Annotated in this window: 21 protein-coding genes; 13 read left to right on the top strand and 8 right to left on the bottom strand. The window is 65.6% G+C overall.

The annotated features are described in order from the left end of the window. The first annotated feature begins 6 nt into the window (after window positions 1-6). Entirely contained in the window at window positions 7-1,494 is a 1,488-nt protein-coding gene (locus tag QQM37_RS03975) for a malate:quinone oxidoreductase (protein ID WP_285725203.1), read from the top strand. Window positions 1,495-1,618: 124 nt separating this feature from the next. Beyond that, window positions 1,619-4,840 carry an efflux RND transporter permease subunit gene (locus tag QQM37_RS03980; protein WP_285725204.1) on the top strand — a complete coding sequence of 1,074 codons (3,222 nt, stop codon included), beginning with the start codon at window positions 1,619-1,621 and terminating at the stop codon, window positions 4,838-4,840. On the opposite strand, the gene QQM37_RS03985 is transcribed toward QQM37_RS03980, so the two are convergent. Then, entirely contained in the window at window positions 4,800-6,281 is a 1,482-nt protein-coding gene (locus QQM37_RS03985; RefSeq protein ID WP_285725206.1) for an MFS transporter, read from the bottom strand. The two genes, QQM37_RS03980 and QQM37_RS03985, sit on opposite strands and share 41 nt — an antisense overlap. On the opposite strand from QQM37_RS03985, the gene QQM37_RS03990 reads away from it, so the two are divergent. Beyond that, on the top strand, window positions 6,265-6,417 hold the full coding sequence (locus QQM37_RS03990; protein WP_285725207.1) for a hypothetical protein: 153 nt from the start codon (window positions 6,265-6,267) through the stop codon (window positions 6,415-6,417). The two genes, QQM37_RS03985 and QQM37_RS03990, sit on opposite strands and share 17 nt — an antisense overlap. Window positions 6,418-6,485: 68 nt before the next feature. After that, window positions 6,486-7,004: a MarR family winged helix-turn-helix transcriptional regulator gene (locus tag QQM37_RS03995; protein WP_285725209.1), complete on the top strand. Its 519-nt coding sequence runs from the start codon at window positions 6,486-6,488 to the stop codon at window positions 7,002-7,004. A gap of 38 nt (window positions 7,005-7,042) precedes the next feature. Here QQM37_RS03995 and QQM37_RS04000 read toward each other — a convergent pair whose 3' ends face one another. Both QQM37_RS04000 and QQM37_RS04005 read right to left on the bottom strand, forming a co-directional pair. Next, window positions 7,043-7,846: a transglutaminase-like domain-containing protein gene (locus tag QQM37_RS04000; protein WP_285725211.1), complete on the bottom strand. Its 804-nt coding sequence runs from the start codon at window positions 7,844-7,846 to the stop codon at window positions 7,043-7,045. Between the two features lie 83 nt (window positions 7,847-7,929). After that, on the bottom strand, window positions 7,930-8,739 hold the full coding sequence (locus tag QQM37_RS04005) for a hypothetical protein (RefSeq protein ID WP_285725213.1): 810 nt from the start codon (window positions 8,737-8,739) through the stop codon (window positions 7,930-7,932). A 159-nt stretch (window positions 8,740-8,898) separates the two neighbouring features. Here QQM37_RS04005 and QQM37_RS04010 point away from each other — a divergent pair, with 159 nt between their 5' ends. The 8 genes from QQM37_RS04010 (at window position 8,899) to QQM37_RS04045 (ending at window position 15,746) form a co-directional block, all read left to right on the top strand. Next, the gene (locus QQM37_RS04010) at window positions 8,899-9,627 is read left to right on the top strand and encodes an HAD family hydrolase (RefSeq protein WP_285725215.1); all 729 of its coding nucleotides are present in this window, start codon (window positions 8,899-8,901) and stop codon (window positions 9,625-9,627) included. Between the two features lie 61 nt (window positions 9,628-9,688). Next, window positions 9,689-10,699: a phosphate/phosphite/phosphonate ABC transporter substrate-binding protein gene (phnD, locus tag QQM37_RS04015; protein ID WP_285725217.1), complete on the top strand. Its 1,011-nt coding sequence runs from the start codon at window positions 9,689-9,691 to the stop codon at window positions 10,697-10,699. Continuing rightward, a complete protein-coding gene (phnC, locus tag QQM37_RS04020) occupies window positions 10,699-11,517 on the top strand; it encodes a phosphonate ABC transporter ATP-binding protein (protein ID WP_285725219.1) in 819 nt (272 codons plus the stop codon). The genes phnD and phnC overlap by 1 nt, the downstream gene beginning before the upstream one ends. A gap of 53 nt (window positions 11,518-11,570) precedes the next feature. Continuing rightward, window positions 11,571-12,335 (top strand): phosphonate ABC transporter, permease protein PhnE, encoded by a 765-nt coding sequence (phnE, locus tag QQM37_RS04025; RefSeq protein WP_285725221.1) that lies wholly within the window; start codon window positions 11,571-11,573, stop codon window positions 12,333-12,335. After that, window positions 12,335-13,210: a phosphonate ABC transporter, permease protein PhnE gene (gene phnE, locus QQM37_RS04030; RefSeq protein ID WP_285725223.1), complete on the top strand. Its 876-nt coding sequence runs from the start codon at window positions 12,335-12,337 to the stop codon at window positions 13,208-13,210. Before phnE (QQM37_RS04025) ends, phnE (QQM37_RS04030) begins: the two co-directional genes overlap by 1 nt. A 35-nt stretch (window positions 13,211-13,245) precedes the next feature. Then, window positions 13,246-14,181 carry a metallophosphoesterase gene (locus QQM37_RS04035; protein ID WP_285725225.1) on the top strand — a complete coding sequence of 312 codons (936 nt, stop codon included), beginning with the start codon at window positions 13,246-13,248 and terminating at the stop codon, window positions 14,179-14,181. A 10-nt stretch (window positions 14,182-14,191) separates the two neighbouring features. Next, complete coding sequence (locus QQM37_RS04040) at window positions 14,192-15,070, top strand: MurR/RpiR family transcriptional regulator (protein WP_285725227.1); 879 nt, start codon at window positions 14,192-14,194, stop codon at window positions 15,068-15,070. A gap of 130 nt (window positions 15,071-15,200) precedes the next feature. Then, the gene (locus tag QQM37_RS04045) at window positions 15,201-15,746 is read left to right on the top strand and encodes a GtrA family protein (RefSeq protein ID WP_285725230.1); all 546 of its coding nucleotides are present in this window, start codon (window positions 15,201-15,203) and stop codon (window positions 15,744-15,746) included. 25 nt (window positions 15,747-15,771) lie between these two features. On the opposite strand, the gene QQM37_RS04050 is transcribed toward QQM37_RS04045, so the two are convergent. Genes QQM37_RS04050 through QQM37_RS04070 form a run of 5 tightly spaced genes read right to left on the bottom strand, consistent with a single transcriptional unit; the run spans window position 15,772 to window position 21,629 of the window. Continuing rightward, window positions 15,772-16,938, bottom strand: a complete 1,167-nt coding sequence (locus QQM37_RS04050; RefSeq protein WP_285725232.1) for a cysteine desulfurase family protein — start codon at window positions 16,936-16,938, stop codon at window positions 15,772-15,774. Further along, the gene (gene nadC, locus QQM37_RS04055) at window positions 16,935-17,840 is read right to left on the bottom strand and encodes a carboxylating nicotinate-nucleotide diphosphorylase (RefSeq protein WP_285725234.1); all 906 of its coding nucleotides are present in this window, start codon (window positions 17,838-17,840) and stop codon (window positions 16,935-16,937) included. The genes QQM37_RS04050 and nadC overlap by 4 nt, the downstream gene beginning before the upstream one ends. Then, window positions 17,837-19,507 (bottom strand): L-aspartate oxidase, encoded by a 1,671-nt coding sequence (gene nadB, locus QQM37_RS04060; protein ID WP_285725236.1) that lies wholly within the window; start codon window positions 19,505-19,507, stop codon window positions 17,837-17,839. Before nadB ends, nadC begins: the two co-directional genes overlap by 4 nt. Further along, complete coding sequence (nadA, locus tag QQM37_RS04065) at window positions 19,504-20,796, bottom strand: quinolinate synthase NadA (protein ID WP_285725238.1); 1,293 nt, start codon at window positions 20,794-20,796, stop codon at window positions 19,504-19,506. Before nadA ends, nadB begins: the two co-directional genes overlap by 4 nt. Further along, complete coding sequence (locus tag QQM37_RS04070; protein WP_420030116.1) at window positions 20,793-21,629, bottom strand: NUDIX hydrolase; 837 nt, start codon at window positions 21,627-21,629, stop codon at window positions 20,793-20,795. The genes nadA and QQM37_RS04070 overlap by 4 nt, the downstream gene beginning before the upstream one ends. Window positions 21,630-21,792: 163 nt before the next feature. Between QQM37_RS04070 and QQM37_RS04075 the strand changes: the two genes are divergently transcribed. Then, a complete protein-coding gene (locus QQM37_RS04075; RefSeq protein ID WP_285725240.1) occupies window positions 21,793-22,611 on the top strand; it encodes an alpha/beta fold hydrolase in 819 nt (272 codons plus the stop codon). The last annotated feature ends 30 nt before the right edge of the window (window positions 22,612-22,641 follow it).

The following is a 22,641-nucleotide window of genomic DNA, read 5'->3' on the forward strand; positions in this document are numbered from 1 at the left end:
CCAACTGTGACCTTTATTTCGCAGACCAAAGAAGCCGACGTCGTCCTGATTGGCGGCGGCATCATGAGCGCCACCCTGGGCGCCATGATCCGGCAGCTGCAGCCTGACTGGTCCATCGTCCTGATCGAGCGCCTCGACGGGCTCGGCCTGGAGTCCTCCGGCCCGTGGAACAACGCCGGAACCGGGCATTCCGCGCTCTGCGAGCTCAACTACGCCCCCGCAGCGAAAGATGGCTCGGTCAATCCGGCCAAGTCCATTTCGATCAACGAACAGTTCCAGCTCTCCCGCCAGTTCTGGTCCCATATGATCACCGCAGGGCACATCGCCCCGGCGAAGAACTTCATCAACACCGTCCCGCATATGTCTTTCGTGATCGGTGATGATCACGCAAACTACCTGCGGACCCGCTTTGAGGCGCTCAAACCCAACCCGCTTTTCTCCTCCATGGAGTACACCGAGGACCCGGATCAGATCGCCGAATGGGCACCGCTGATCATGAAGGGCCGCACCGGGAGCCAGCGGCTGGCCGCCAACCGGGCAGCGGAAGGCACGGACGTCGATTTCGGCAGGCTCACCCAGGAGCTGGTCGGTTTCCTCTCCGCGCACGATGGCGAAGTGACTTTCGGCACGGAGGTCACCGATGTGACCCGTGGTGCAGACAAGCGGTGGACTCTCTCGCTGCACCACCCGGCCTCCGGCGAACGGAGCGAGATCACGGCACCCTTCGTCTTTGTCGGTGCCGGCGGCGGTGCCCTGCACCTGCTGCAGCGCTCCGGCATCCCTGAAGGCAAGGGCTACGGCGGTTTCCCGGTCTCCGGAAAATTCTTCCGTTGCACCAATGAAGACATCATCGCCAGGCACCACGCCAAGGTCTACGGCCAGGCTTCCGTCGGCGCACCGCCCATGTCGGTCCCACACCTTGACACTCGCTTTGTGGGTGGCAAGAAGGCGCTGATGTTCGGTCCCTATGGCGGCTTCTCCACCAACTTCCTCAAGGCGGGCTCCTGGCTGGATCTGCCCGGCTCCATCCGGCCCGGCAATATTGTGCCGATGCTCGGCGTCGGCGCGCACAATCTGGGCCTGGTGAAGTACCTGATCGGGGAAATCACCAAGAGCCGTGCCGCCAAGGTCAGCGCCATGCAGGAGTATTTCCCGGAGGCCAACGGCGACGACTGGGAACTCATCACGGCAGGCCAGCGCGTCCAGGTGATCAAGAAGGATAAAAAGCAGGGCGGCATCCTGCAGTTCGGCACCGAAGTGATCGCCTCGGAAGATGGCAGCATCTCTGCGCTGCTCGGTGCCTCTCCGGGAGCCTCGACCGCAGTCCCGATCATGCTGGAGCTGCTGCAGCGCTGCTTCCCCCGGAAGTTCAAGCTGGAGTGGCAGGATCAGCTCAAGGCCATGATCCCGACGCTCGGCATCGCACTCAATGATCACCCGGATCTCGCGGCGGAGACTCTGGCCAGGACTGCGGAAACGCTCACGCTAAACTAGCCGGATGACGTCCGGCCGTCCGGTCGGCCCTACGGCCAGCCCCGTCCGGTCGGCACGCCCTTGCATCACCGCGCGGTACAGCCCAGACCATATTGGGCCGTGCAGCCCACGAAGGAGTTGACCGATGTTTCGTCTGGCCACCTTGTCCCTGGGTAACCGGGCGCTGATCGCGCTGGTGACGGTGTTTGTGGCTGTCTTCGGGGTGATCTCGATGGGCTCCCTCAAGCAGGAGCTCATCCCCTCGCTGGAGTTCCCCCAGATCACCGTGGTCACGGCCATGAACGGCGCCTCCCCTGAGGTGATCGATGCGCAGGTCAGCAGGCCTCTCGAGACCGCATTGAACGCCGTCGAAAACCTGGACTCCTCGACGTCCACCTCGCGCAGCGGCATGTCCACCATCAGCCTGTCCTTCACCTACGGCACCAACATGGACCGAGCCCGCAACCAGATCGACCGGGCGATTGCGAATGTCCGTGCCAAGTTGCCCAATGGCACGGATCCGCAGGCGGTGGCGGGCAGCATCTCTGATCTGCCGATCCTCTACCTCGCGGTGTCCTCGGATAAATCGCTCGCGGAGCTTTCCAATGACCTGCAGCGGATCGCGGTGACCAAACTGCTCAAGGTCGATGGCGTCCGCGGAGTGGATGTCACCGGTGCCACCGGCCAGCACCTTCAGATCACCCCTGATCCTGCCAAGCTCGCCGCTGCAGGCGTTTCCGTCTCCGCTATTTCCGACGCCCTGAAGAACAACGGTGGTCTGGTCCCGGCGGGCACCATAACGGATCAGGGCCAGTCGCTGTCGGTGCAGGTTGGCAGCCCGGTGGATTCCGTGGACGCCGTCAAGGCCCTGCCGCTCGGCGGAGCCAAGGGCGGCACGGTGACCACCATCGGTTCGGTGGCTGATGTCTCACTGCAGGACAATCCCACCACGTCGATCACCCGGACCAACGGCCAACCGACGCTGGCCCTCTCGGTGACCAAGAAGCCTGACGCAGACACCGTGACGGTATCTCATGCGGTCAGCGCCCAGCTTCCGGATCTGAGCGCCGAACTGGGTGCGCACGCCACGTTCACCTCCGTGTTCGACCAAGCGCCGTTCATCGAGAAATCGATCAAGGACCTCGGCACAGAAGGCTTGCTGGGCCTTGGTTTTGCCGTGGTCGTCATCCTGGTCTTTCTGCTCTCAGTGCGTTCCACGCTGGTCACCGCCATCTCCATCCCGTTGTCTCTGCTGGTCACGCTGATCGGACTCTGGGGGTTCAGGTACTCACTCAACATCCTCACGCTGGGGGCCCTGACCATTGCGATCGGCCGGGTGGTGGATGACTCGATTGTGGTCATCGAGAACATCAAACGGCATATGACCTACACCCCGGACCGTCTGGTGGCCATCAAGGAAGCGATCCGGGAAGTCGCGGGGGCTGTGACAGCCTCAACTCTGACCACGGTGGCGGTTTTCGCGCCCATCGCCTTCGTCGGCAATGTGGCCGGGGAGCTGTTCCGGCCCTTTGCGATCACCGTGACCATCGCTCTGCTGGCCTCGCTGCTGGTGGCATTGACCATTGTTCCGGTGCTCGCCTACTGGTTCCTGCGGCCCGGCAAGCAGTCGGCTACGTCCGTCACTCCCGCTGAGGCCGCCGCCACCATGGCCGCCGTGGAGGAGAAAGAACGCCGGGGCCTGTTGCAGCGCAGCTATCTACCCATCCTGCACACCACGCAGAAGCACCCCTGGTGGACGGTGTCGGTGGGTCTGGTGATTCTGGTCGGCACCTTCGCCATGCTGCCCCTGCTGCCGCAGAACCTGCTGGGCAACTCCGGGCAGAACTCGCTCTCCATCACGGAGACGATGCCCGCCGGGACCTCGCTGGATGCCACCAGCAAGGCGGCCAGCACGGTGGAGAGTGCCCTGCACGGCGTCGATGGCGTTCAGGATGTGCAGGTCACGATCGGCAATGCGAGCGGCGGCTTTGCCTCCTACTTCTCGGCCGGTGCCACGAGCGCCAAATTCCAGGTGGTCACGGACGCCTCGAAGGATCAGACCAAGATCCAGCAGGGCGTGCAGGCAGCCCTCGATGGCCTCAAAAACGCCGGTACCCTGACCGTGAGTTCTTCAGGTGGAGGCTTTGGCGTCTCCAGCACCGTGGACGTGACGGTCAAGGCCGCCACCAGCGACGATCTGCAGCGCGGCAACGATACGGTGTTGCAGGCGCTCAAGGAAGTGCCCGGGGCGCGCGATGTCTCCAGCAACCTCTCCGCCGCCAACCCGGTGGTACAGGTCAGCATCGACCGTGCCAAAGTGGTGGCGGCAGGCCTGAATGAGCAGCAGGTCGCCGGAATTCTGGCAGCCACGGTCAGCCCGATCCCTGCCGGAACGGTGCGGGTGGGCACCGTGGACTACCAGGTGCAGATCGGTAAGGGAACCACCTTCAGTTCCCTCGATGCACTGGCCAATGCCCCGATCCCCACACCTGCCGGCCCGGTGCCGCTCTCTGCCCTGGCCAGCGTCAAGCAGGTCAATGTGCCCACCAGTATCACTTCCAGCAATGGCCAGCGCAGCGCCAGAATCTCGCTGACCCCCACCGGCAGTGACCTCAGTTCACTCAGCAGTGCGGTGCAGAAGAAGCTCGATTCGCTCAGCCTTCCCGCCGGCGTCAGCACCTCGCTGGGCGGTGCCACCACCCAGCAGCGCGATTCGTTCAGTCAGTTGGGCCTGGCGTTGCTGGCTGCCGTCGCCATCGTGTACGTCATCATGGTGGCGGCCTTCAAATCATTGATCCAGCCGCTGATCCTTCTGGTGTCCATTCCGTTCGCGGCAACGGGAGCCATCGGCCTGCTGCTGATCACCCGGGTGCCACTGGGTCTGCCCTCGTTGATCGGCATGCTGATGCTGGTCGGGATTGTGGTGACCAACGCCATCGTCCTGATCGACCTGATCAACCAGTCCAGGAAATCTGCACCCGGCAGGCCCGCCCTGGCCGTCGCGGCCGCCATCGAACATGGGGCCAGGCACCGTCTGCGACCCATTCTGATGACCGCTCTGGCCACGGTCTTCGCCCTGACCCCGATGGCGCTCGGTGTGACCGGCGGTGGCGGATTCATTTCTCAGCCGCTGGCGATTGTGGTGATCGGCGGCCTCGTCTCCTCCACTGCGCTGACGTTGGTCCTGGTGCCCGTGCTCTACCGCCTGGTGGAGGGGCGCCGCGAACGGCGACAGTTGCTCAAGGACCTGCAGGTGATGCCGACTCCGGCAGCGTCCGAGGGCGGGGCTCACCAGCCCCCGCTCTTCCAGGACTGGACCACGGGCGCTATTCCGAAAGTTCGCGGGCGGCGGTCTGCCGATTCCTGAGCCGGCCGGTCCTGAGCGGGCCGCCAAACGCAGCTTTGGGAACCACCAGAAGCGCTGCGGCCGAGAGCACCGCGGTCAGCGCGCAGATGCTCCACACCGTCAGGTAACCGGCCAGCGGAGCGGCCTGCCCCTCCCCCACCCCCGGCGCAGTGATTCCATGGGCAAGGGCGATACCGAAAATGCAGGAGGCGAAAGAACCGCCCAGCGTTTTGGTGGCATTGGTGGCGCCCGTGGCCATCCCGGTTTGGTGCAGAGGTGCCGCCGCTGCCGCAGCCGCAGGCAGGGCGGCAACCAGCGCTCCGGAGCCCAGACCGGCGATCACCATATTGAGCAACACCTGCACCAGCTGGTCGTGGAACGGCAGGAACAGCCCGTAGCCCAGAGCCACCACAAGCGCCGCGATGATCAGCGTGCGCCGGGGACTGAGCCGCGCCGCCAGCCACGGGAACACCAGGGCGCCGGCCACCATCGCCAGGACGTAGACCCCGATCAGCACCGAGACCAGGCCTGCCCCCACACCCAGCCCGTAGCCCGCCGTGGCAGGATCCGTACGGGCAAAGGTGGACAGCGGAATCTGAGCACCGAGTACCGACACCCCGAAGAGAAAAGCCGTGAGCATCACTGGCCACAGCGTGGGTCTGGCGAGTAGCCGCACATCGATCAGGGGCTCACTCCGGCGCATCTCGTAACGTGCGAACGGAAGCAGTGCGAGCAGGCCGACCGCCACCAGTACCCAGGCCCACCAGGTGCCGGGGCCACTGAGTCGCATCAGGGTGAGCCCACCGGTGATGCCCAGCAGTGACAGGGCTGCCAGCACGAAGCCACCGCCATCGATGCGGCCGCGACTCGCGCCGTTTGCGCTGCGATCGCCAGTCCGGGCATCAGCACCGGTATCCGATGTCGATGGCGCGGGCACGCCCTTCCAGATGGCCACGAAGCAGGCACTCACGCAGAGCGCAGGAAAGGCCAGGACCAGCCAGAGCTGATCTGCCCAGAGGCTACCCAGCACCCCGGAGAGCAGCGCCCCCACGATCACTCCGCCCTCGAGGGCAGCCACCAGGACACCCGTGGCGCGGCGGGTGAGGGCGGCAGGATCCTGGGCCAGCTGGCTCCGGGAGTAGATCAGGGCCACTTCCAGCGGCAGCCAGACCACATAGAACCCCTGCACGGCCCAAGCCATAAGAAAGACCCAGAAAGTGGGCGCAAAGGCCACGCCCCAGCAGGCTACCGCGGTGATGGCAGTGGAGATCAGCAGGATTTTACGGTGCCCGAGCAGATCGCCCCAGGTGGCCAGCAACGGGACCACCAGGGCACTGACCAGCAGCTGGGCTGCCTCAAACCAGTTGACGTCGGCATCGTGAATGCCCAGTCTGCGGGCCACATCGCTCCAGAGGGGAACGTAGTATCCCTGCAGAATCCCGGAGGTGAGCTCGACCAGCACCAGAAACCCCACCACTGCCGCCGCTGGTCCGAAGAGCCGTCCCTTCACCCTCGCTGCCCGCCCTTCGCTGATCGGCAGTGCCCAGGGCTGGCATTGCCGCCGGGAATACCTACTGCCGGTGTGGTCGTTGATCTGAGTACTCGATGCAAACGCATATACTAAGAGGCCAACAGTGCGCCTCCCTGCCGAAAGAAGGACCGACTCATGCAGACCGGCACCCTCACTGTGGGCGACAGTACAACAGAGGCTGCCACTCACACCACCCCTGCACTGAGTCGGGCCACCCACCGTCGGCTCAGCACCTCTGCCTGGGAAGCGCTCTTCCGCGCCCAGGTGGCGGTGAACCGCCGGCTGCAGCGTGATGCCGTGTTCAAAGAACTGAGCATGCACGAGTACGACGTGCTGTACACCCTCTCAAAATGCCCCACCACCCGGTTGCGGCTCAATGAGCTCAATCGCTATGTACTCCTGACGCAGCCCAGCATTTCCCGGCTGGTGGAGCGACTGGAGGCCCGCGGTCTGCTGAGTCGACGGACCGCCGATGACGACCGGCGCGGCGTACTGGTGGGCCTGACCGAGGCCGGGCTGGAGCTGCAGCGCAGCGTGGGCCGCGAGCACGTCAAGGACATTCACGCCGTGATGTCACACGGACTCGATGCCGATGAACTGGCCCAGCTGGAACGGCTGACGCGCAAACTCGCCGCCTCGCTCGAGCGGGACTGAGCCGGACAAGGACTGAGCTGATCAACCGCTGAGTTGACTCAGCCCATCACGACCAGGGCGGAAGGATCTTCCTCGGGCAACTCGCCGTCCACCACGGCGGAAACGCTGAGCTCCTTGAGCGAGGCCGAGCCGCCCACCGTGGACAGAAAAGCGGTATCCGAGCCGTCGCGCCCGGTGGAAATTCTCACCATGGAAGCGCGCGGTGCCAGACCGGTGGCATCGAGGACATACCAACTGCCGTCCACCCAGGCCTCCGCCACCGCATGGAAGTCCATCGGCGCCAGCCCCGGTGCATAGACTGCCGCCAACCGGGCCGGCACGTCCTTGGCCCGCAACATGGAGACCACCAGATGGGCAAAGTCCCGGCAGACGCCCCGCCGTGCCAGCAGCGCTTCGACTGCCCCGTCGGTGCCCCGGGACGAACCACTGATGTACCGCAGTTCCTGCGCTACCCATACCCGGACGGCATCGAGCAGTGCCAGACCGCGCAGGCCGGGGAACTCTGCGTATGCCGTGGGCAGCAGGCGATCCGATTCGCAGTAGCGGCTGGGCCGGACATAGCGGATCAGGTCCTGTTCCGTCGTCTCTTCGTCCGCAGCCTGACCAAGGACCGTGGCGCGGTAATCGACCGTCACTTCCGCAGAATTCGGCAGATCCAGGGCAAAGAGCCTGCCCCCATGAACATCCACGAGCTCGCGGTAGTCGAGCTCGGTCTCACCGGAACGGATGCTCAGCTCCTCCTCCAGGGAGTCATAGCCCAGCTGGGCCACCGCGAGATTGAGCACCACCGCTGTCTGCGGTTGAACGGTGAAAACCAGGCGCGAGGCAACCGAACGCTGCACGGGACTCCTTGACTGTCAGATGACGATCACAGCGCCTGATGACGCTCGATGCCGCGAGTGCGGCCAGTCCATTGTACGAGCGACTAGGGCTTGACCTTAAGGCTCATGATGACCGAGCGCAGGGTCTGGTATTCCGGAGTGCTCTGGAAGGCCTTGGCGGCGTCCAGCGAGTCAAAGGAGTTGTAGGAACCGTTGGCGATCGCGGCTGAATTGATCAGCACACCATCGGCAAAGGTGTAGTACCCCACCGGCGAATAGTGCACCGCATTGTCCAGCACACAGGCATTGTAGTCAGCGCCGGCCATGGTGTCCGTCACGGCAAAAGACCCCTGGAACTGTCCACCGCCCTCAATCACCCGATAGACGAATCGGGGGCTGACCTTGTCCGCTCCGGGATCCGAAGGCAAATCCATCGGAGTGCTCTCCAGGACGGTGTATTTGAGCGGCTGCGTGCCATTGGTGCAGCTGCGATCCTGAGGCGTATCGGTCACCAGGAAGAACAGCTGGCGGGATTTCATCAGATCCGGTGGCGTCAGTACGTAGAGACGGCTCCCCTTGCCGTCCAGGTCCACTCCGGGCTTGGAACTCATGGTCCAGTCCTGTGGCAGGTCGAAGCTGGCCCGACCGTCCGGAGTCGAGAAACTCTTCCATCCTGCAGTGGAGGAAGCCCCGAACGTGGTCACCGGGATCTCCGCCTGCGGATCAGCAGCAGCACTGGTACTGCCCGCGGAGCTCGCCGTCTGTGAGGCGACGGCAGAGGAGCTGGTCGAGCTGGAGGACCCCGATTGAGCGTCACCCTGAACCGGCGTGCAGGCAGTGAGCGCCAGTAGGCTCAGCGCTGCCAGCGCTACCGCGGCTCGGTGACGGGAATCAACGGTGAATCGGGGTGTCATAGTTCTGTTCCTCCAGGCGGGACAGTAGGTGGTCTGGGAATGACGGACTTCATCCACATGAAAGTCTAATCGACGGGCCCGGTAAACACTCGGTGAACAGTTGTTTCATGACATTAATTTTCATGGACACATCGTTCATTGGCGGGCTAGTGTGCTGCTGTGAGTACGCGAACCCCCGACGAACTGCCCGTTCCCGCCCTGTCCCTGCTTCTGGATTTCGACGGCACGGTGGCCCTGGGCGATGGCCCTGTCTATGCCTATGCGGAAGCCGTCGGCCAGTATCTGGAACCGGCTGGACGGGACGCGCTCCACAGCACTCTCCACGCGTTCCTGACGGAGCCGGGCGGGGCCGGACTGCCCTTCATCGATGGCTACGATGCTGTCGCCCAGCTCAGTGGCTCCCAGCTCACCGACGATCAGCGCCAGGCCGCCTACCGTGCCAGTCGGGAGGCCGTCGCCCGTGGAGAAGTCCCGGTGCAGGCGCCCGAGGGACTCAGCGACTTTCTCGCCGCCATCGGCCGCAAAGCTCACCGCATCCTGCTGACCAACGCACCCCTCAACGGTGTGACCGAATCTCTTCAGTCCCTGGGCCTGACCGAGGTCATCGACGAGATCATTCCCGATGCCGGCAAACCAGCCGGGCTGGAACGACTCCTACCGGCGCTACTCGCCGGGCGGGAACCTCAGGCTCTGCTCAGCGTCGGCGATGTCTGGATCAATGACCTCAAATACCCGGGCGCGGCTGGCTGCGCCACGGCATTTATCGACCGCTTTGACCTGCGTAGCGGCCCGACCAATCTGCGCGCTGCCCGGATCGAGGATCTGTACGCCGGCATGCTCGCCTGGGCAGAGAATCCCGCGTCCATCGTTGCCCTGCAGGCCGCCTGACACCACCCATCCCACCCACCGCACCCACCGCACGCACCACCGACACCTGAGAAGGCATTCTATGAAGAAATCTCTCGCCCTCGCAGCCGCCGCGCTGCTGGGCACCATCGCTCTGGCGGGCTGTGGCGTCAGCCAGGATGCCGCCAATTCTTCCAGCGCTGGCGCTTCCGCCGCCCCCTGCACCGGCACCAGTACCGACTCGGCGGCAGCCCCCACGGAGCTCACTCTGGCCCTGGTCCCCTCGGGCGACGCCAAGAAGCTCGTGGAGACGGTCAAGCCTCTCGAAGCCGCGCTCACCCAGCGCCTGGGCATCCCGGTGCACGGCGTGATCACCGCGGACTATCAGGCTGCGGTGGAGGCGATCGGTTCCAATAAGGCACAGATCGGCATGCTGCCTTCGCTTCAGATGAGCCAGGCCTGTGACAAATACGGCGCCAAGCCTGCCCTGCAGACCCAACGCAAGACCAAGAGCAGCTACGCCGCCCAGCTCTTCACCAACAACCCCTCCAAGTATTGCAAGGACACCCCGGCTCCGGGGCCGAACGGCATGCTGTACTGCAATGGGACGGCCAGCGGCAATGGTCCTGCCGGGCTGGATTCCATCTCCAAGATCAAGGGAGCCAAGGTCGCCATGCTTTCCTCCGCCTCCCCCGCAGGGTACATCTTCCCGGTGGCGGCGATGAAGGCACAGGGGCTGTCCATCGATGACGTCACCCCGATCAAGGTGCAGGCCAATGACGCCTCGGTACTGGCCGTGTACAAGGGCGATGCCGAGGTCGGCTTCAGCTACTGGGACGCCCGCGAAGTCGTCAAAAAGGACAACCCGGATGTGGGTCAGAAGGCCGTGGTCTTCGCCCTGACTGACGAGGTGCCCAACGATGGCGTCTCCTTGAGCTCCAAACTCAGCGCAGAGTGGCAGAAGAAGATCTCCGACGCCATGCTGGACTACGCCAAAACCCCGGACGGAGTCGCAGCGCTGACCGCGATCTACCAGATCACCGGCCTGGTTCCGGCCGATGTGGCGAGCCTGAAGAAGACGCAGGACGCCGCGCGTTCCATCGGGCTCGGCTAGTGACGAACAGATCAGCCGACGTGGCCGGGGCGGACATCCGCTTCGACCACGTCGGCGTCAGTTACTCCAATGGGTTCGTCGGCCTCAAGGAGGTGAACCTGAGTATTCCTGCGGGCCAGATGGTGGGCATAGTGGGTCTTTCCGGAGCCGGAAAATCGACCCTGATCCGGACCATCAACGGGCTGGTGCCGGTCACCAGCGGTGAGCTCACCGTGGGTGAGCGCGAGCTCTCCTCGCTCCGCGGCCGGAGCCTGCGGGAACTGCGCTCCGAGGTCGGGATGATCTTCCAGAGTTTCAATCTGGCCCGCCGCACCACGGTGCTCAACAATGTCCTGATGGGACGCCTGCATGCGACCCCGGCCTGGCGTTCGCTCCTGGCCGCCTGGAAGAAGGATGACGTCGAGCTGGCCATGGAGGCTCTGGAGCGGGTGGAAATCGTCTCCAAGGCCTACGAAAAGGCCTCCAGTCTCTCCGGTGGTCAGCAACAACGCGTCGCCATCGCGCGCACTCTGGCACAGAAGCCGCGGGTTATTCTGGCCGATGAGCCGGTCGCCTCGCTGGACCCGCCCACGTCTCATGTCGTGATGCGGGATCTACAAGGAATCAATGCCGAGCTGGGCATCACCGTCGTGGTGAACCTGCACTTCCTGGACCTGGCTCGTCGGTACTGCGATCGCCTGATCGGCCTTCGCGCCGGTGAGGTCGTCTTTGACGGTCCGGGCGCGGAGGCGGATGAGGCGGTGTTTGAGAGTATCTACGGCCGCTCCCTGACCGCCGAGGACGTCCTGGACGCTACCGTGCCCGAGCTGGACTCATGAGTACGCCCGCCGCTGTTTCATCAGGAGGGCCATCCCGGGCACGGGCTCGTCCCGTGAAACCGAAGACCTGGGGCCGCACCGTGGCGATCATCGCCGTGCTGCTGGCGATCACCGTCTGGGCCGGGATCGGCGTGGGTGTTGATCTGCCCGCCATCGTGAGTAATTTCGGCAATGCCTGGGGCAATATCGTCCAGCTGACCCAGCCGGACTACGGCTTCATCCCGAAAACCATCCCTGCCCTGCTCGAGACGCTCTCGATGGCGGTCATCGCCACGGCACTCGGAGCGGCGGTCTCGCTGCCGCTGAGCTTTCTGGCATCCCGGGCCACCAATCCCTACGGGCCGGTGCTGGTGGTGGTTCGTACGGTACTGAACGTCGTCCGGTCCGTCCCGGACATCCTCTATGCGGCCATTCTGGTGGCGATTGTGGGCGTCGGTGCACTCTCCGGCATCATGGCCCTCTTCCTGTTCAATGTCGGCATCATCGTCAAGCTGATCTCTGAAGCTCTCGATGGCGAGGACCTCGGGGCCCAGGAGGCTGCCCTGGCCGCCGGGGCCACCTGGTTCTCCGCCAACCGCGCGGCGATGCTCCCTCAGATACTGCCCGCTTTTGCCTCGCAGGTGCTCTACACCTTCGAAATCAACATCCGCGCCTCGGCCGTGATCGGCCTGGTGGGAGCTGGTGGCCTGGGCGTGCTGATCGATAATGTGCGCAGCTTCTTCCGCTATCACGAACTCTCGATGATCATTGTGGAGATTCTCGTCATGGTGATGGTGCTGGAATCGTTCTCCGCCTGGCTCCGTAAGAGGCTCGTCTGATGGCATCGGCCCTGAATCTGAGCGAATCCTTATCCGCGCCCTCATCTCCGGCGACGGTGCGCCCCCGCAGGCCGCGCCATCCCGTACGCGCTCTTGCCTGGCTGGGCCTTTCACTGGTCATCGTCGCTGCTTTCTGGAGCGCGCGGATCAACTGGGCTTCGCTGGCAGATTTCCCGGCGGAGAGCCTGAAATATCTGGCCGCGCTGTTCGGTCCACCCGACTGGTCAAAGTTCGGCGAGGCATTCACCGCCATGCTGCTCTCGGTTCAGATGGCCTGGATCGGCACGTTGATCGGCGTCATCGTCTCACTGCCACTGAGCTTTCTGGCTACCGCGGGGGTCTCGCCGCGCCTGGTCGCCTGGCCGCTGCGTTTCGTCTTCGCGGTGATCCGCGCCGTTCCGGAGGTGGTGGTCGCGATCCTGATCCTCTCGGTCACCGGCCTCACCCCGTTCACCGGTGCACTGGCGCTGGGCATCGGCTCGATCGGTACCCTGGGCAAATGGGGCTACGAAACCTTCGAAGCGGTGGACCGCGGACCCTCGGAGGCCGTACGTTCCGCCGGAGGTTCGCCGTTCGACGTCATGCGCTGGGGCATCTGGCCGGCGGCATCGGCCGAGGTTCTCTCCCTGTGGCTCTACCGTTTTGAGATCAATGTGCGGGCCTCCGCGATTCTCGGTCTGATCGGCGCCGGTGGCATCGGAAAGATGCTCCAGGACAATGTGCAGTTCCGCAACTGGGACGCGGTGGGCATGCTGTTGATCGTGGTGATAGTGATAACCGTGGGGATCGATCAACTCTCCGGGGCCGTCCGGCAACGGCTGGTCACCGGCCGGTGGGGCCGAAGCCGGCAGACGAGAAGGCCACAGACACGATGACGTGCACTGTCGGTGCCAGCGGAGAGAATGGATCCATGACTCCCACCGCCACGCTGAATATTCTGCACCTCAGCGACACCCATTTGTTAGCCCGGGGACTGCACACCGGCACAGTGGACACGCGGGCAGCTCTGCTCGAGGCGCTCCGTGTGCTGGTGCCGGTTGAGGAACTCGATCTGGTGGTGGTCAGCGGGGACGCCTCCGATGACGGCACCCCCGAGTCCTACCGTCAGCTCCGGGAGCTGGTGGGTGATTTTGCCGCTCACCGGGGGGCCCAGGTGATCTTCGGCATGGGCAACCACGATGAGCGGCCCGGCTTCTGGCAGGTGCTGGGCAACGGTCACCCGGGATCAGCACCGGAGCCCGATGCCGGCCAACTGCCGATCCACGGGGTGAGCACGGTGGGCGGTTTCCGGGTGGTGACGCTGGATAGCTCGGTTCCGGGGCGCACTCACGGATTCCTGGACCGTAGCCAGCTGGACTGGCTGACCGAGGAACTCTCCCAGTCATCCGCCGCCGCCAGCGATGGTGCCGCACCACACGGCACCCTGCTGGTGGTCCACCATCCTCCGGTGGAGCCGGTCACCGTACTGCATGACGGGATCGAACTGCAGAATCCGGAGGACCTCGCCGAGGCCCTCCGGGGCAGCGATGTCCGGCTGATCCTCTCCGGTCACTATCACCATGCCCTTGTCGACTCGCTGCGGGTGGGCGAGACTCTGGTGCCGGTTCTGGTGGCTCCGGGCGTGGTCAACGTCAACGATGTGCTGGCCCCGGATGGTCACGAACGTGCTCTTCAGGCCAGCGGAGCGGCACTGGTGACTCTCTTTGCCTCGGACCGTGGCCCGGCACGGGTGCGCGCCCTGCCGCTCTTCCTCCGGCCGACCCAGCTGCTTTTCGACCTGGACCCGGCCGAGGTATCCCGCATCTCCGCCAGGATCTCGGCACGTCCGGAGGACGGCGAGCAATGAGAGGCGAGGAATGAACTCCGATGCGCTGAAACCCGAAGCACTGGCGCCAGGGATGGTCCTGGCCACCATCCGCTCGCTGTTGCCCTCACTGCTGCCTGCAGAACAGGCCGTCGCGACGGCCCTGCTGGACCGGGCAGACCAGGTGGTGGAGCTGTCCTCGCAGCACATTGCTGAGCTCGCCGGGGCCAGCCGGGCCACCGTGGTGCGTACCTGCCAGAGCCTGGGCTTCAGCGGCTACCAGCAGCTACGGGTATTGTTGGCGCGCGATGCCGCCTACGCCCCGGCGGCACGTCCGGAACCGGTCGGTGCCGGATCGGCTGCGCTGATTGCGGCGTCTTTCAGCCAGGTGGGCCAGGCCATCGCTGCTATGACCGCTCTGCTCACCCCGGAGGATATCGACCGGGCGGTCTCGATTCTCGCTACAGCCCGGCGGCTTCTCGTGGTGGGCAACGGTCTCTCCGCCGCCCTGGCGATGGACGCTGCCGCCCGGCTGAACGCCATCGGCCGCTGGGCTGAATTCGCACCCGACGCCATCAGCCAGCAGATCACTGCCCGGCTCTTCCGCCCGGAGGACGCGGTGCTGGTGGTCAGCGGCAGCGGTGCCCATTCGGCGAGTTTCGCCGTGGCCCGGGCTGCGCTGGAGGCGGGGGCGCAACTGGTGGTGATCACAGCCTTCGCCCGTTCCCCGCTCGCCGCCATGGCTACGGTCTCGTTGGTGGTCGGCATGCCGGAGCTCAGCTTCCGCGATGAGGTGACGGTGACCACCCGAATCCCCCAGACCATTCTGGTGGAGGGGTTGATCTCCGCGGTGACTGCGGAGCTCGGTCCGGCAGCTCAGCAGGCGAAGGCGCTCGCCCTGGAAGTCATCGGCGAGAACCTGGCCGAGTGACGTTGCCCACTGCTGGACGGCGTCTCCGTGAAGAACCAGCTGTGGGAGGGCGTAGCTGGGCACAGGGATATCCTTGGGAACCGAAAATCCATTTGTCCCGCTCCGTGGAAACTGCCAGAGTGGAATCATCATGACCGTCAGCCCCAGCACCCAGGGAACTCCGCACAGCCAGGCAACTCTGGATGCCGAGTACCTCCCAGGGACTTCTCCGAGTGCCACAGGCTCCCCTGCTGCGACCCCTCGGAAGCCCATCGTCCTTCGCCCCGGGCTGCTCCGGCAGATTCTGGGTTTCCTGCTGGTCGGTGGAATCTGCACGGCCGTGTCCCTGGCCATCTTCGCTCTTCTGCGGCCGTCCATGGGAACCCAGTGGGCCAACCTGGTGGCACTGATCCTGACCTCCGTGCTCAACACCGAACTCAACCGCCGGCACAGCTGGGCCATCAGCGGCAAGGAGGGCTGGTGGCGGGATCACCGCCGGGGCCTGTGGGTCATGCTGCTCGCTCTGGCGCTGACCAGTTCAAGCCTGTGGTTCCTGCATCTCTTTGACCCGGATCCGAGTGTTTTCGAGGACATCGCCACCATCACCGTGGCCAATGTTCTGGCTGCCGTGACCAGGTTCCTGCTGCTGCGCTACTGGATCTTCCGCCGTGTCCGGACGGATACGGCCGAGGACTGAACCGCCTCAGCATGCCGCCGGGAGGTCAGCGCTCCAGCCGCCCCAGCGACTCCACGGCATCGGCCACGGCGCCCGCTGCGATGTCCAGTTGCTGGGCGGTCACCGTACTGGGCAGGCTGAAGCGCACCGCGGTCTGAGCGACCTCCGGGCTGACCCCCAGGGCCAGTAGCACCGCTGACGGTTCGGACGATCCCGCCGCACAGGCCGAGCCAGAGGAACAGAGCACCGAACGCTGTTCCAGCTCCAGCAGCACCGATTCCCCGTGCATGCCGGGAAAGCAGAAGGACGCGATGGACGGCAGCCTCCGCTCCGAGTGATCCGTCGCAGGACCGGTCAGGATGGCCCCCGGCAGCCGCTGCAACACCGTGTCGATGAACTGATCCCGCAGCGCCGCGACCCTGCTGTGGGCGGCTGGCCGCTCCCGCTCAGCCAGCCTGGCTGCCGTGGCCAGAGCCACTGCGAAGGCCACGTTCTCGGTGCCGGATCGCCTTCCGCCCTGCTGTCCACCGCCGTGGATCAGGGGCTCTGCGCGCAGTCTGGATCGTAAGGCCAGGGCGCCGATGCCCTTGGGCGCACCGAATTTGTGGCCGGAGAGACTCAGCGCATCCACACCCAGTTCCTCCAGACCCAGCGGAAGCCAGCCAGCCGCCTGGACCGCATCACTGTGTAGCGGCACCCCGTGGCGTGCGAGGAGCTCGCTCAGCTGGTCGAGTTGCTGGACCGTGCCCACCTCGTTATTGGCGTACATCACGCTGACCAGGGCGACGTCGGGCCCAAGCCGCTGGGACAACACGTCCTGACGGAGGAATCCTTCCGCGTCGACGGGGATGATCTCCACCTCAAAGCCGTGCCAGCGGTGCAGGTACTGGGCGGACTCCACCACCGCGGGGTGTTCCAGCGCGCTCACCAACAGGCGGTTGCGTTCCGGTCTGGCCTCCCTGCGGGCCAGCGCCACCCCTTTGATCGCCAGATTGTCTGCCTCGGTGCCACCGGAGGTGAAGATGACTTCGCCCGGCCGGCAGCGCAGAATCTCCGCCATCGCCTCGCGAGCCTCGGTCAGGGCGCGGGCAGCCGCAGTACCCAATGCGTGCTGACTGGAGGGATTCCCATAGGCACCGGTCAGGAAGGGGAACATCGCCTCAATCACTTCCCGGCGTACTGGCGAGGTGGCCGCCGCATCCAGGTTAATCACCGCAGGACGTCCACGTCCAAGCCCAGATCCAGTGCCCGGACGCTATGGGTCAGCGCCCCGGAGGAAATGAGATCCACCCCGGTGCGCGCGATGGCGGCCACGGTGTCCAGGCGCACGTTACCACTGGCCTCCACCAGGGCCCTGCCGTTGACCTGCCGCACACCCCGGGCCAGATCCTCCAGGCTGAAATTGTCCAGCATGATGGTGTCCACTCCGGCGGCGAGCACCGGCTCAATCTGTTCCAGCCGGTCCACTTCCACCTCGCAGTGGGTCGTGTGGGACAGCCGATCGCGTAGACCTGCGAGCGCTGAGGTGATCTTCGCCGGGTCCCCGCCGGTGAGCACCGCCAGGTGGTTGTCCTTGATCATCACGGCATCGGAGAGGCTGAACCGGTGGTTGTGCCCACCCCCGCAGCGCACCGCGTAGCGTTCCAGAGCCCGCAGGCCCGGCGTGGTCTTGCGGGTGTCCACGATCCTGACCCCGGTTCCTGCCACCGCCTCGACAAAGCGACGGGTCAGCGTGGCGATGCCGGAGAGCCGCTGCACCAGGTTCAGCCCCACGCGTTCGCCGGTCAACATAGCTGCCGCCGGGCCGTGCAGCCGGGCGAGCGCTGCCCCGGCGGCGAAGGTTTCGCCATCGTGTACCAGCCATTCGACCATGATCTCCGGCGAACTGAGCCGCATGGCACTGTCAAAGACCACCGCTCCGGCGAGCACTCCCGGCTCCCGTGCGTTCAGCAGTGCGCTCGCCTGCGCGGATTCGCCGATGGCGACCTGGCAGGTGAGATCGCCGTAAGGCGCGTCCTCAAGCAATGCCGCGGAAACCACCGAGTCGATCTGCCACCGGGTCAGGCCCTGGATGGGAGCAGCGGTAGGGGGGACCGCGGTCGTCTCGATGCTCATGCTGCCTCCTGGCGTGCTGCGCGCCAACGACGCGGCACTGTCGGTTGAGGAATGGTGGGTTGAGGAAGGGCGGGTCCCATGGCGTCCGCGCGCCAGTGGGCTCCGAGGGACTCGGTTCGCGCCTGTGCCGCTGTCACCAGTAGCTGACCGGCTCGTAGCAGCGCGTCATCCGGAGTCTGCTGGGGGTCGTTTCCAGTGCTGGCTCGCCACTGAGTCAGCTGTTTGGCGGCGAGGGCCAGGCCTTCCCCGGTCCGGATCACCCCCGCATTCTCGCTCATCAGGGTCTGCAGGTCAGCACGTTGCCAGCTCTGCTCGCCCTGTTCCAGGCGAAGCTCCTGCACGGTGCCGAAAACTTGCGGCTCCGCCATCTCCGGCATCCGCAGGGCTGCCGCCGCCCGGCCGGCGAACACCGCCGCTTCCAGCAACGAGTTGGAAGCCAGCCGGTTCGCACCGTGCACACCTGTACAGGCTACCTCGCCCACGGCGAAGAGCCCCGGGAGCGAGGTCTGCCCGGCCAGATCGGTGGACACGCCCCCCATCCAGTAATGGGCACCGGGCTGAACCGGAATCAGATCCTGGGCCAGCCGGTAGCCGCGTTCGGCGAGCGCCACGGTGATCCCGGGGAATCTGCTGGTCAGCGCCGCCTCACCGCGTTCCGCGGCGATCCCCCGGGCATCCAGGTAGACCCGACGGTCGTGCGCCAGTTCAGCGGCGATGCCGCGCGACACCACGTCGCGCGGGGCCAGTTCGGCGTCCGGGTGTACCGCGAGCATGAACCGCTCGCCACGCTCATTGCGCAGGACGGCTCCCTCTCCGCGGACGGCCTCAGAGACCATGAAGGGCTGGGGGTGATCCACCAGGGTGGGGTGAAACTGGAAGAACTCCAGATCCTGCACGACTGCTCCGGCGTTCCAGGCCGCGGCCAGGCCGTCAGCGGTCGCCCCGGCCGGGTTGGTGGTGCGGGAGTAGAGTTGCCCGCCTCCCCCGGTGGCGAGCACGACGGCATCGAACGTCTCGGTGTGTACCTGAGAATCGGTGTGCGGCTGGGACACAGAATCAGCCCAGCGCAGTCCGCGCACCGCGCCGGAGTCCGTCAGCAGGCCCAGTAGCGTCGCGTTTTCCCGCACTTCCAGCCTGCCGTCGCTCCGCCGGGATTCGAGCACCGTGGTCTCGGTCAGTGCCCGGATCAGCCCCTGACCGGTCAGATCGCCACCGGCGTGAAGGATCCGCCGGTAGCTGTGTGCCGCTTCCAGGCCCAGTGACCAGTGCTCTGAGGACCCGTGCCCTGAGCTGGCGTCCCGGTCAAACCGGACCCCCTGCTCCACCAGCCAGTCCACCATCTCCGCTGCACTGGCACAGACCACGGCGACCGCGGCGCGATCGCTATGCCAGGCTCCCGCGACCAGGGTGTCATGGGCATGGGATTCGACGCTGTCCCCGGGGGCGCGACGCTCCGGGCTCAGCACCGCAGCCAGCCCGCCCTGGGCGTAGCGGGAATTCGATTCACCCAGGGCATCCTTGGTGAACAGCACCACCTGGGACTCCGGGCTGCTGTGGCGCAAGGTAAGTGCCGTGGTCAGCCCGGCCAGCCCGCTGCCCACCACAGCGATGCGGCGGGCGGCCCGCCGCGGCCGCTGGAGCCCTCTGGGGAGTCCGGCGGCCGTCATGGTTTGGCAGCCAGCATGCGCTCCAGCGCCACCCGGGCGGGAGCGGCGACGTCCGCCGGTACGGTGATCTGGTTGACCACGGTGCCGGCCACCAGGGACTCCAGCACCCAGGCCAGGTATCCGGGGTGAATCCGGTACATCGTGGAGCAGGGGCAGATCACCGGATCCAGGCAGAAGATGGTGTGCTGCGGGTACTCCTGGGCCAGCCGGTTGACCAGGTTGATCTCGGTACCGATCGCGAAGGTGGTCCCGGCCGGGGCGGCCTGAATGGCTTTGACGATGTAGTCGGTGGAGCCGGCCTCGTCCGCCGCGTCCACGACCGGCATCGGGCATTCAGGGTGCACGATGACGCGCACTCCGGGATGCTCGGCCCGGGCCTGGTCGATCTGGGCGACGGTGAACCGCTTGTGTACCGAGCAGAAGCCGTGCCACAGCAGCACGCGGGCATCCTGGAGCGTCTGCGGATCGTTACCGCCCCAGGGCTTTCGCGGGGACCACATGGGCATCTGCTCCAGCGGAACGCCCATCGCCTTGGCGGTATTACGCCCCAGGTGCTGGTCGGGGAAGAACAATACGCGGTGGGCCCGCTGGAAGGCCCACTCCAGTACGGTGCGGGCATTGGAGGAGGTGCAGACGATGCCGCCATGCTCGCCACAGAAGCCCTTGAGCGCCGCGGAGGAATTCATGTAGGTGACCGGGATGACCGGAACTTTCCCCTCGGCGTCGGGCGCGTCCAGCGAGCCGTAGACCTCCTCGAGCTGCGCCCAGCAGGCCTCCACCGACTCGATGTCCGCCATATCCGCCATGGAGCAGCCTGCCGCCAAATTGGGCAGCATCACGGACTGCCCGGGTCGGGAGAGGATGTCTGCGGTTTCCGCCATGAAGTGCACGCCACAGAAGATGATCGCCTCCGCTTCGGGCCGGGTCAGCGCGGCGTTGGCCAGCTGGAAGGAATCCCCCACGAAGTCGGCGTACTTGATGACCTCGTCGCGCTGGTAGAAATGCCCCAGGATGACCAGACGCTCACCGAGTTGCGCCTTGGCCGCGAGAATCCGGGCGTCCAGCTCCTCAGTGCTGGCGTCCTTGTACTCCTGCGGAATCTGCCCCTGGCGCGGCGTCTGGACGGGTGCGACGTCGTCCACCGAGGCACCCGGGCCGTACCCTGGGGTGCCACGAAGCGCCTCCGCAAGGTCGAACTCCCAGGGCCCCTCCGCCAGATCGGTGCCACAGGTGGAGTCGGTGCTCAGACCGCGAACCGAAAGTTGAATGGCGGTGTTGACTGAACTCATGAGTGCCTCGCTGGATTCGATGATGTGCCGAGTGTGGAACGTTGTGCTGACGTGTGGGTGGAAGGTGTGGCGGCCGGGTGTGGGCCGGTCAGCGGGCCAGGCCCCCGGACGGCATCGGTGCTGCCCGTGTAGTGGTAGAGCCGGGGCGGGCGATGCTTGCCACCCTGAAGGTATTCTTCGGTCTCCTCGATGTCCGGTGTGGCCTTGAGCTGCCTGCGGAAGTTTGCCGGGTCAAGCTCCTTGCCCAGCACCGCTTCGTAGACCGCGCGGACCTGGGCGAGCGTGAACTTCTCACCCAGCAGGTGGTAGGCGATCGAGGCGTACTCCATCTTGTTGCGCAGCCGCCAGAGTGCGTAGTCGATGATCTCCTGATGATCGAAGGCCAGATCCAGCCCGGAGCAGTCGGCGGGGAACCACCGGACGTTGTCCGATTCCCGGGTGAGCGCGGCTTCGGTGGGCTGGACCAGTGCCCAGTAGACGATCGAGACCACCCGGGTGGAGGGAACCGCAGGGGCACCAGACCTTCCGGCGGCCCGCTGCAGGCCACCGAAGGCATAGAGCTGTTCGAGGTAGCGCGGATTGAGTCCGGTGGTCTCCTCCAGGTTCCGTGCGGCGGCTCCCTGAAGGGATTCGTCGTGGCTCAGTGGGCCACCGGGCAGCGCCCATCGGCCCTTGAAAGGCTCACGGATGCGCCGTACCAGAGGAATCCAGAGACTCGGGCGCCCGGCGTCCTCGGCGGTGCGGAGCGCGAATATGACCGTGGAGATCGCCAGGGACGGCGGGGCGCTCTGGCGCTCGGAGACGTTCGCCATCGAGGGATATTCCACGCTCACCTCCACGAGTTGATGGACAGCAGATCCAGATCAGTTATAGTCAAATTGACTTTAACTGATCTTAGTGCCCACCTCTTCCCCCACCAAATCCACGCCGCCGGGATCACCAAATTCTCCCTATGCGTCCTGCTGGGAATGCGTCATAGTGGGGAGTGGAGGTCTTATGTCGCACATACATTCCGTGGAGGGCCGCCAATCCCGGCTGGGCATCCAGCACTTCGGTCCGATCTCAGGGCGCCCGGTCCTGCTGATCCATGGTTTTGCCTCCTCCACCGAGCTGAACTGGGTGCAGACCGGCTGGACTGCTGCGCTGGCTGAGGGGAGGCGGCGAGTGGTCGCCGTCGACCTTCCCGGACATGGCGCCACCCCAGCCCCGGAAGAGCTGGACGAGTACACACCCAGCCGAATCCGTGCCGAGATCCTGCAGGTGCTGGCCGACGAGCGGGTTGTCCCGCTGACCGGGGCACCGGATAGCGGCGTCGACCTGATCGGCTACTCGCTGGGCGCCCGACTGGCCTGGGAGTTCGGTGCAGCTCAGCCGGAACTGGTCCATCGGATGGTTCTGGGCGGCCCATCCGCGGCCGATCCGCTGGCCGATTTCGACCTGCCGGCCGTCGAGCGGCAGCTCTCCGAAGGGGGCGAGATTGACGATCCGAGCACGGCAGAACTTCTGCGGATGGCCAGACTGGTTCCCGGGAATGACATGTTCGCTCTGCTCTCTCTGGTGCGCGCCATCAAAACCGAGCCGTTCGATGCCGCCGAGGCAGTGCCCAGGATGCCGGTGCTGATGGTGGCCGGTGAGCGGGATGAGCTGGCCACCACCATGCCACGGCTGGCTGAACTGCTGCTGCACCGTTCAGGCCACAGTGCCGATCACCTCGTGCTGCCCGGTAGGACGCACGCCAGCGCCATTACCTCCCGGGCTTTCAAGCAGGCCGCAGTGGAGTTTCTCAGCGGCACCCTTGCCCCGGGAGCCGACTGAACCGCGACGCACCGAGAGTGTCGATTGCCG

It is taken from the genome of Psychromicrobium xiongbiense (assembly GCF_030271165.1).
GTDB classification, from domain to species: domain Bacteria; phylum Actinomycetota; class Actinomycetes; order Actinomycetales; family Micrococcaceae; genus Renibacterium; species Renibacterium xiongbiense.

What these genes read in the sequence shown, in the direction of transcription:
- QQM37_RS03980 (WP_285725204.1), top strand. Translation starts at nt 1,619, where the DNA reads ATGTTTCGTCTGGCCACCTTGTCCCTGGGTAACCGGGCGCTGATCGCG.
- QQM37_RS03995 (WP_285725209.1), top strand. Translation starts at nt 6,486, where the DNA reads ATGCAGACCGGCACCCTCACTGTGGGCGACAGTACAACAGAGGCTGCC.
- QQM37_RS04005 (WP_285725213.1), bottom strand. Translation starts at nt 8,739, where the DNA reads ATGACACCCCGATTCACCGTTGATTCCCGTCACCGAGCCGCGGTAGCG.
- phnD (WP_285725217.1), top strand. Translation starts at nt 9,689, where the DNA reads ATGAAGAAATCTCTCGCCCTCGCAGCCGCCGCGCTGCTGGGCACCATC.
- phnE (WP_285725223.1), top strand. Translation starts at nt 12,335, where the DNA reads ATGGCATCGGCCCTGAATCTGAGCGAATCCTTATCCGCGCCCTCATCT.
- QQM37_RS04035 (WP_285725225.1), top strand. Translation starts at nt 13,246, where the DNA reads ATGACTCCCACCGCCACGCTGAATATTCTGCACCTCAGCGACACCCAT.
- QQM37_RS04040 (WP_285725227.1), top strand. Translation starts at nt 14,192, where the DNA reads ATGAACTCCGATGCGCTGAAACCCGAAGCACTGGCGCCAGGGATGGTC.
- QQM37_RS04045 (WP_285725230.1), top strand. Translation starts at nt 15,201, where the DNA reads ATGACCGTCAGCCCCAGCACCCAGGGAACTCCGCACAGCCAGGCAACT.
- nadC (WP_285725234.1), bottom strand. Translation starts at nt 17,840, where the DNA reads ATGAGCATCGAGACGACCGCGGTCCCCCCTACCGCTGCTCCCATCCAG.
- nadB (WP_285725236.1), bottom strand. Translation starts at nt 19,507, where the DNA reads ATGACGGCCGCCGGACTCCCCAGAGGGCTCCAGCGGCCGCGGCGGGCC.
- nadA (WP_285725238.1), bottom strand. Translation starts at nt 20,796, where the DNA reads ATGAGTTCAGTCAACACCGCCATTCAACTTTCGGTTCGCGGTCTGAGC.
- QQM37_RS04075 (WP_285725240.1), top strand. Translation starts at nt 21,793, where the DNA reads ATGTCGCACATACATTCCGTGGAGGGCCGCCAATCCCGGCTGGGCATC.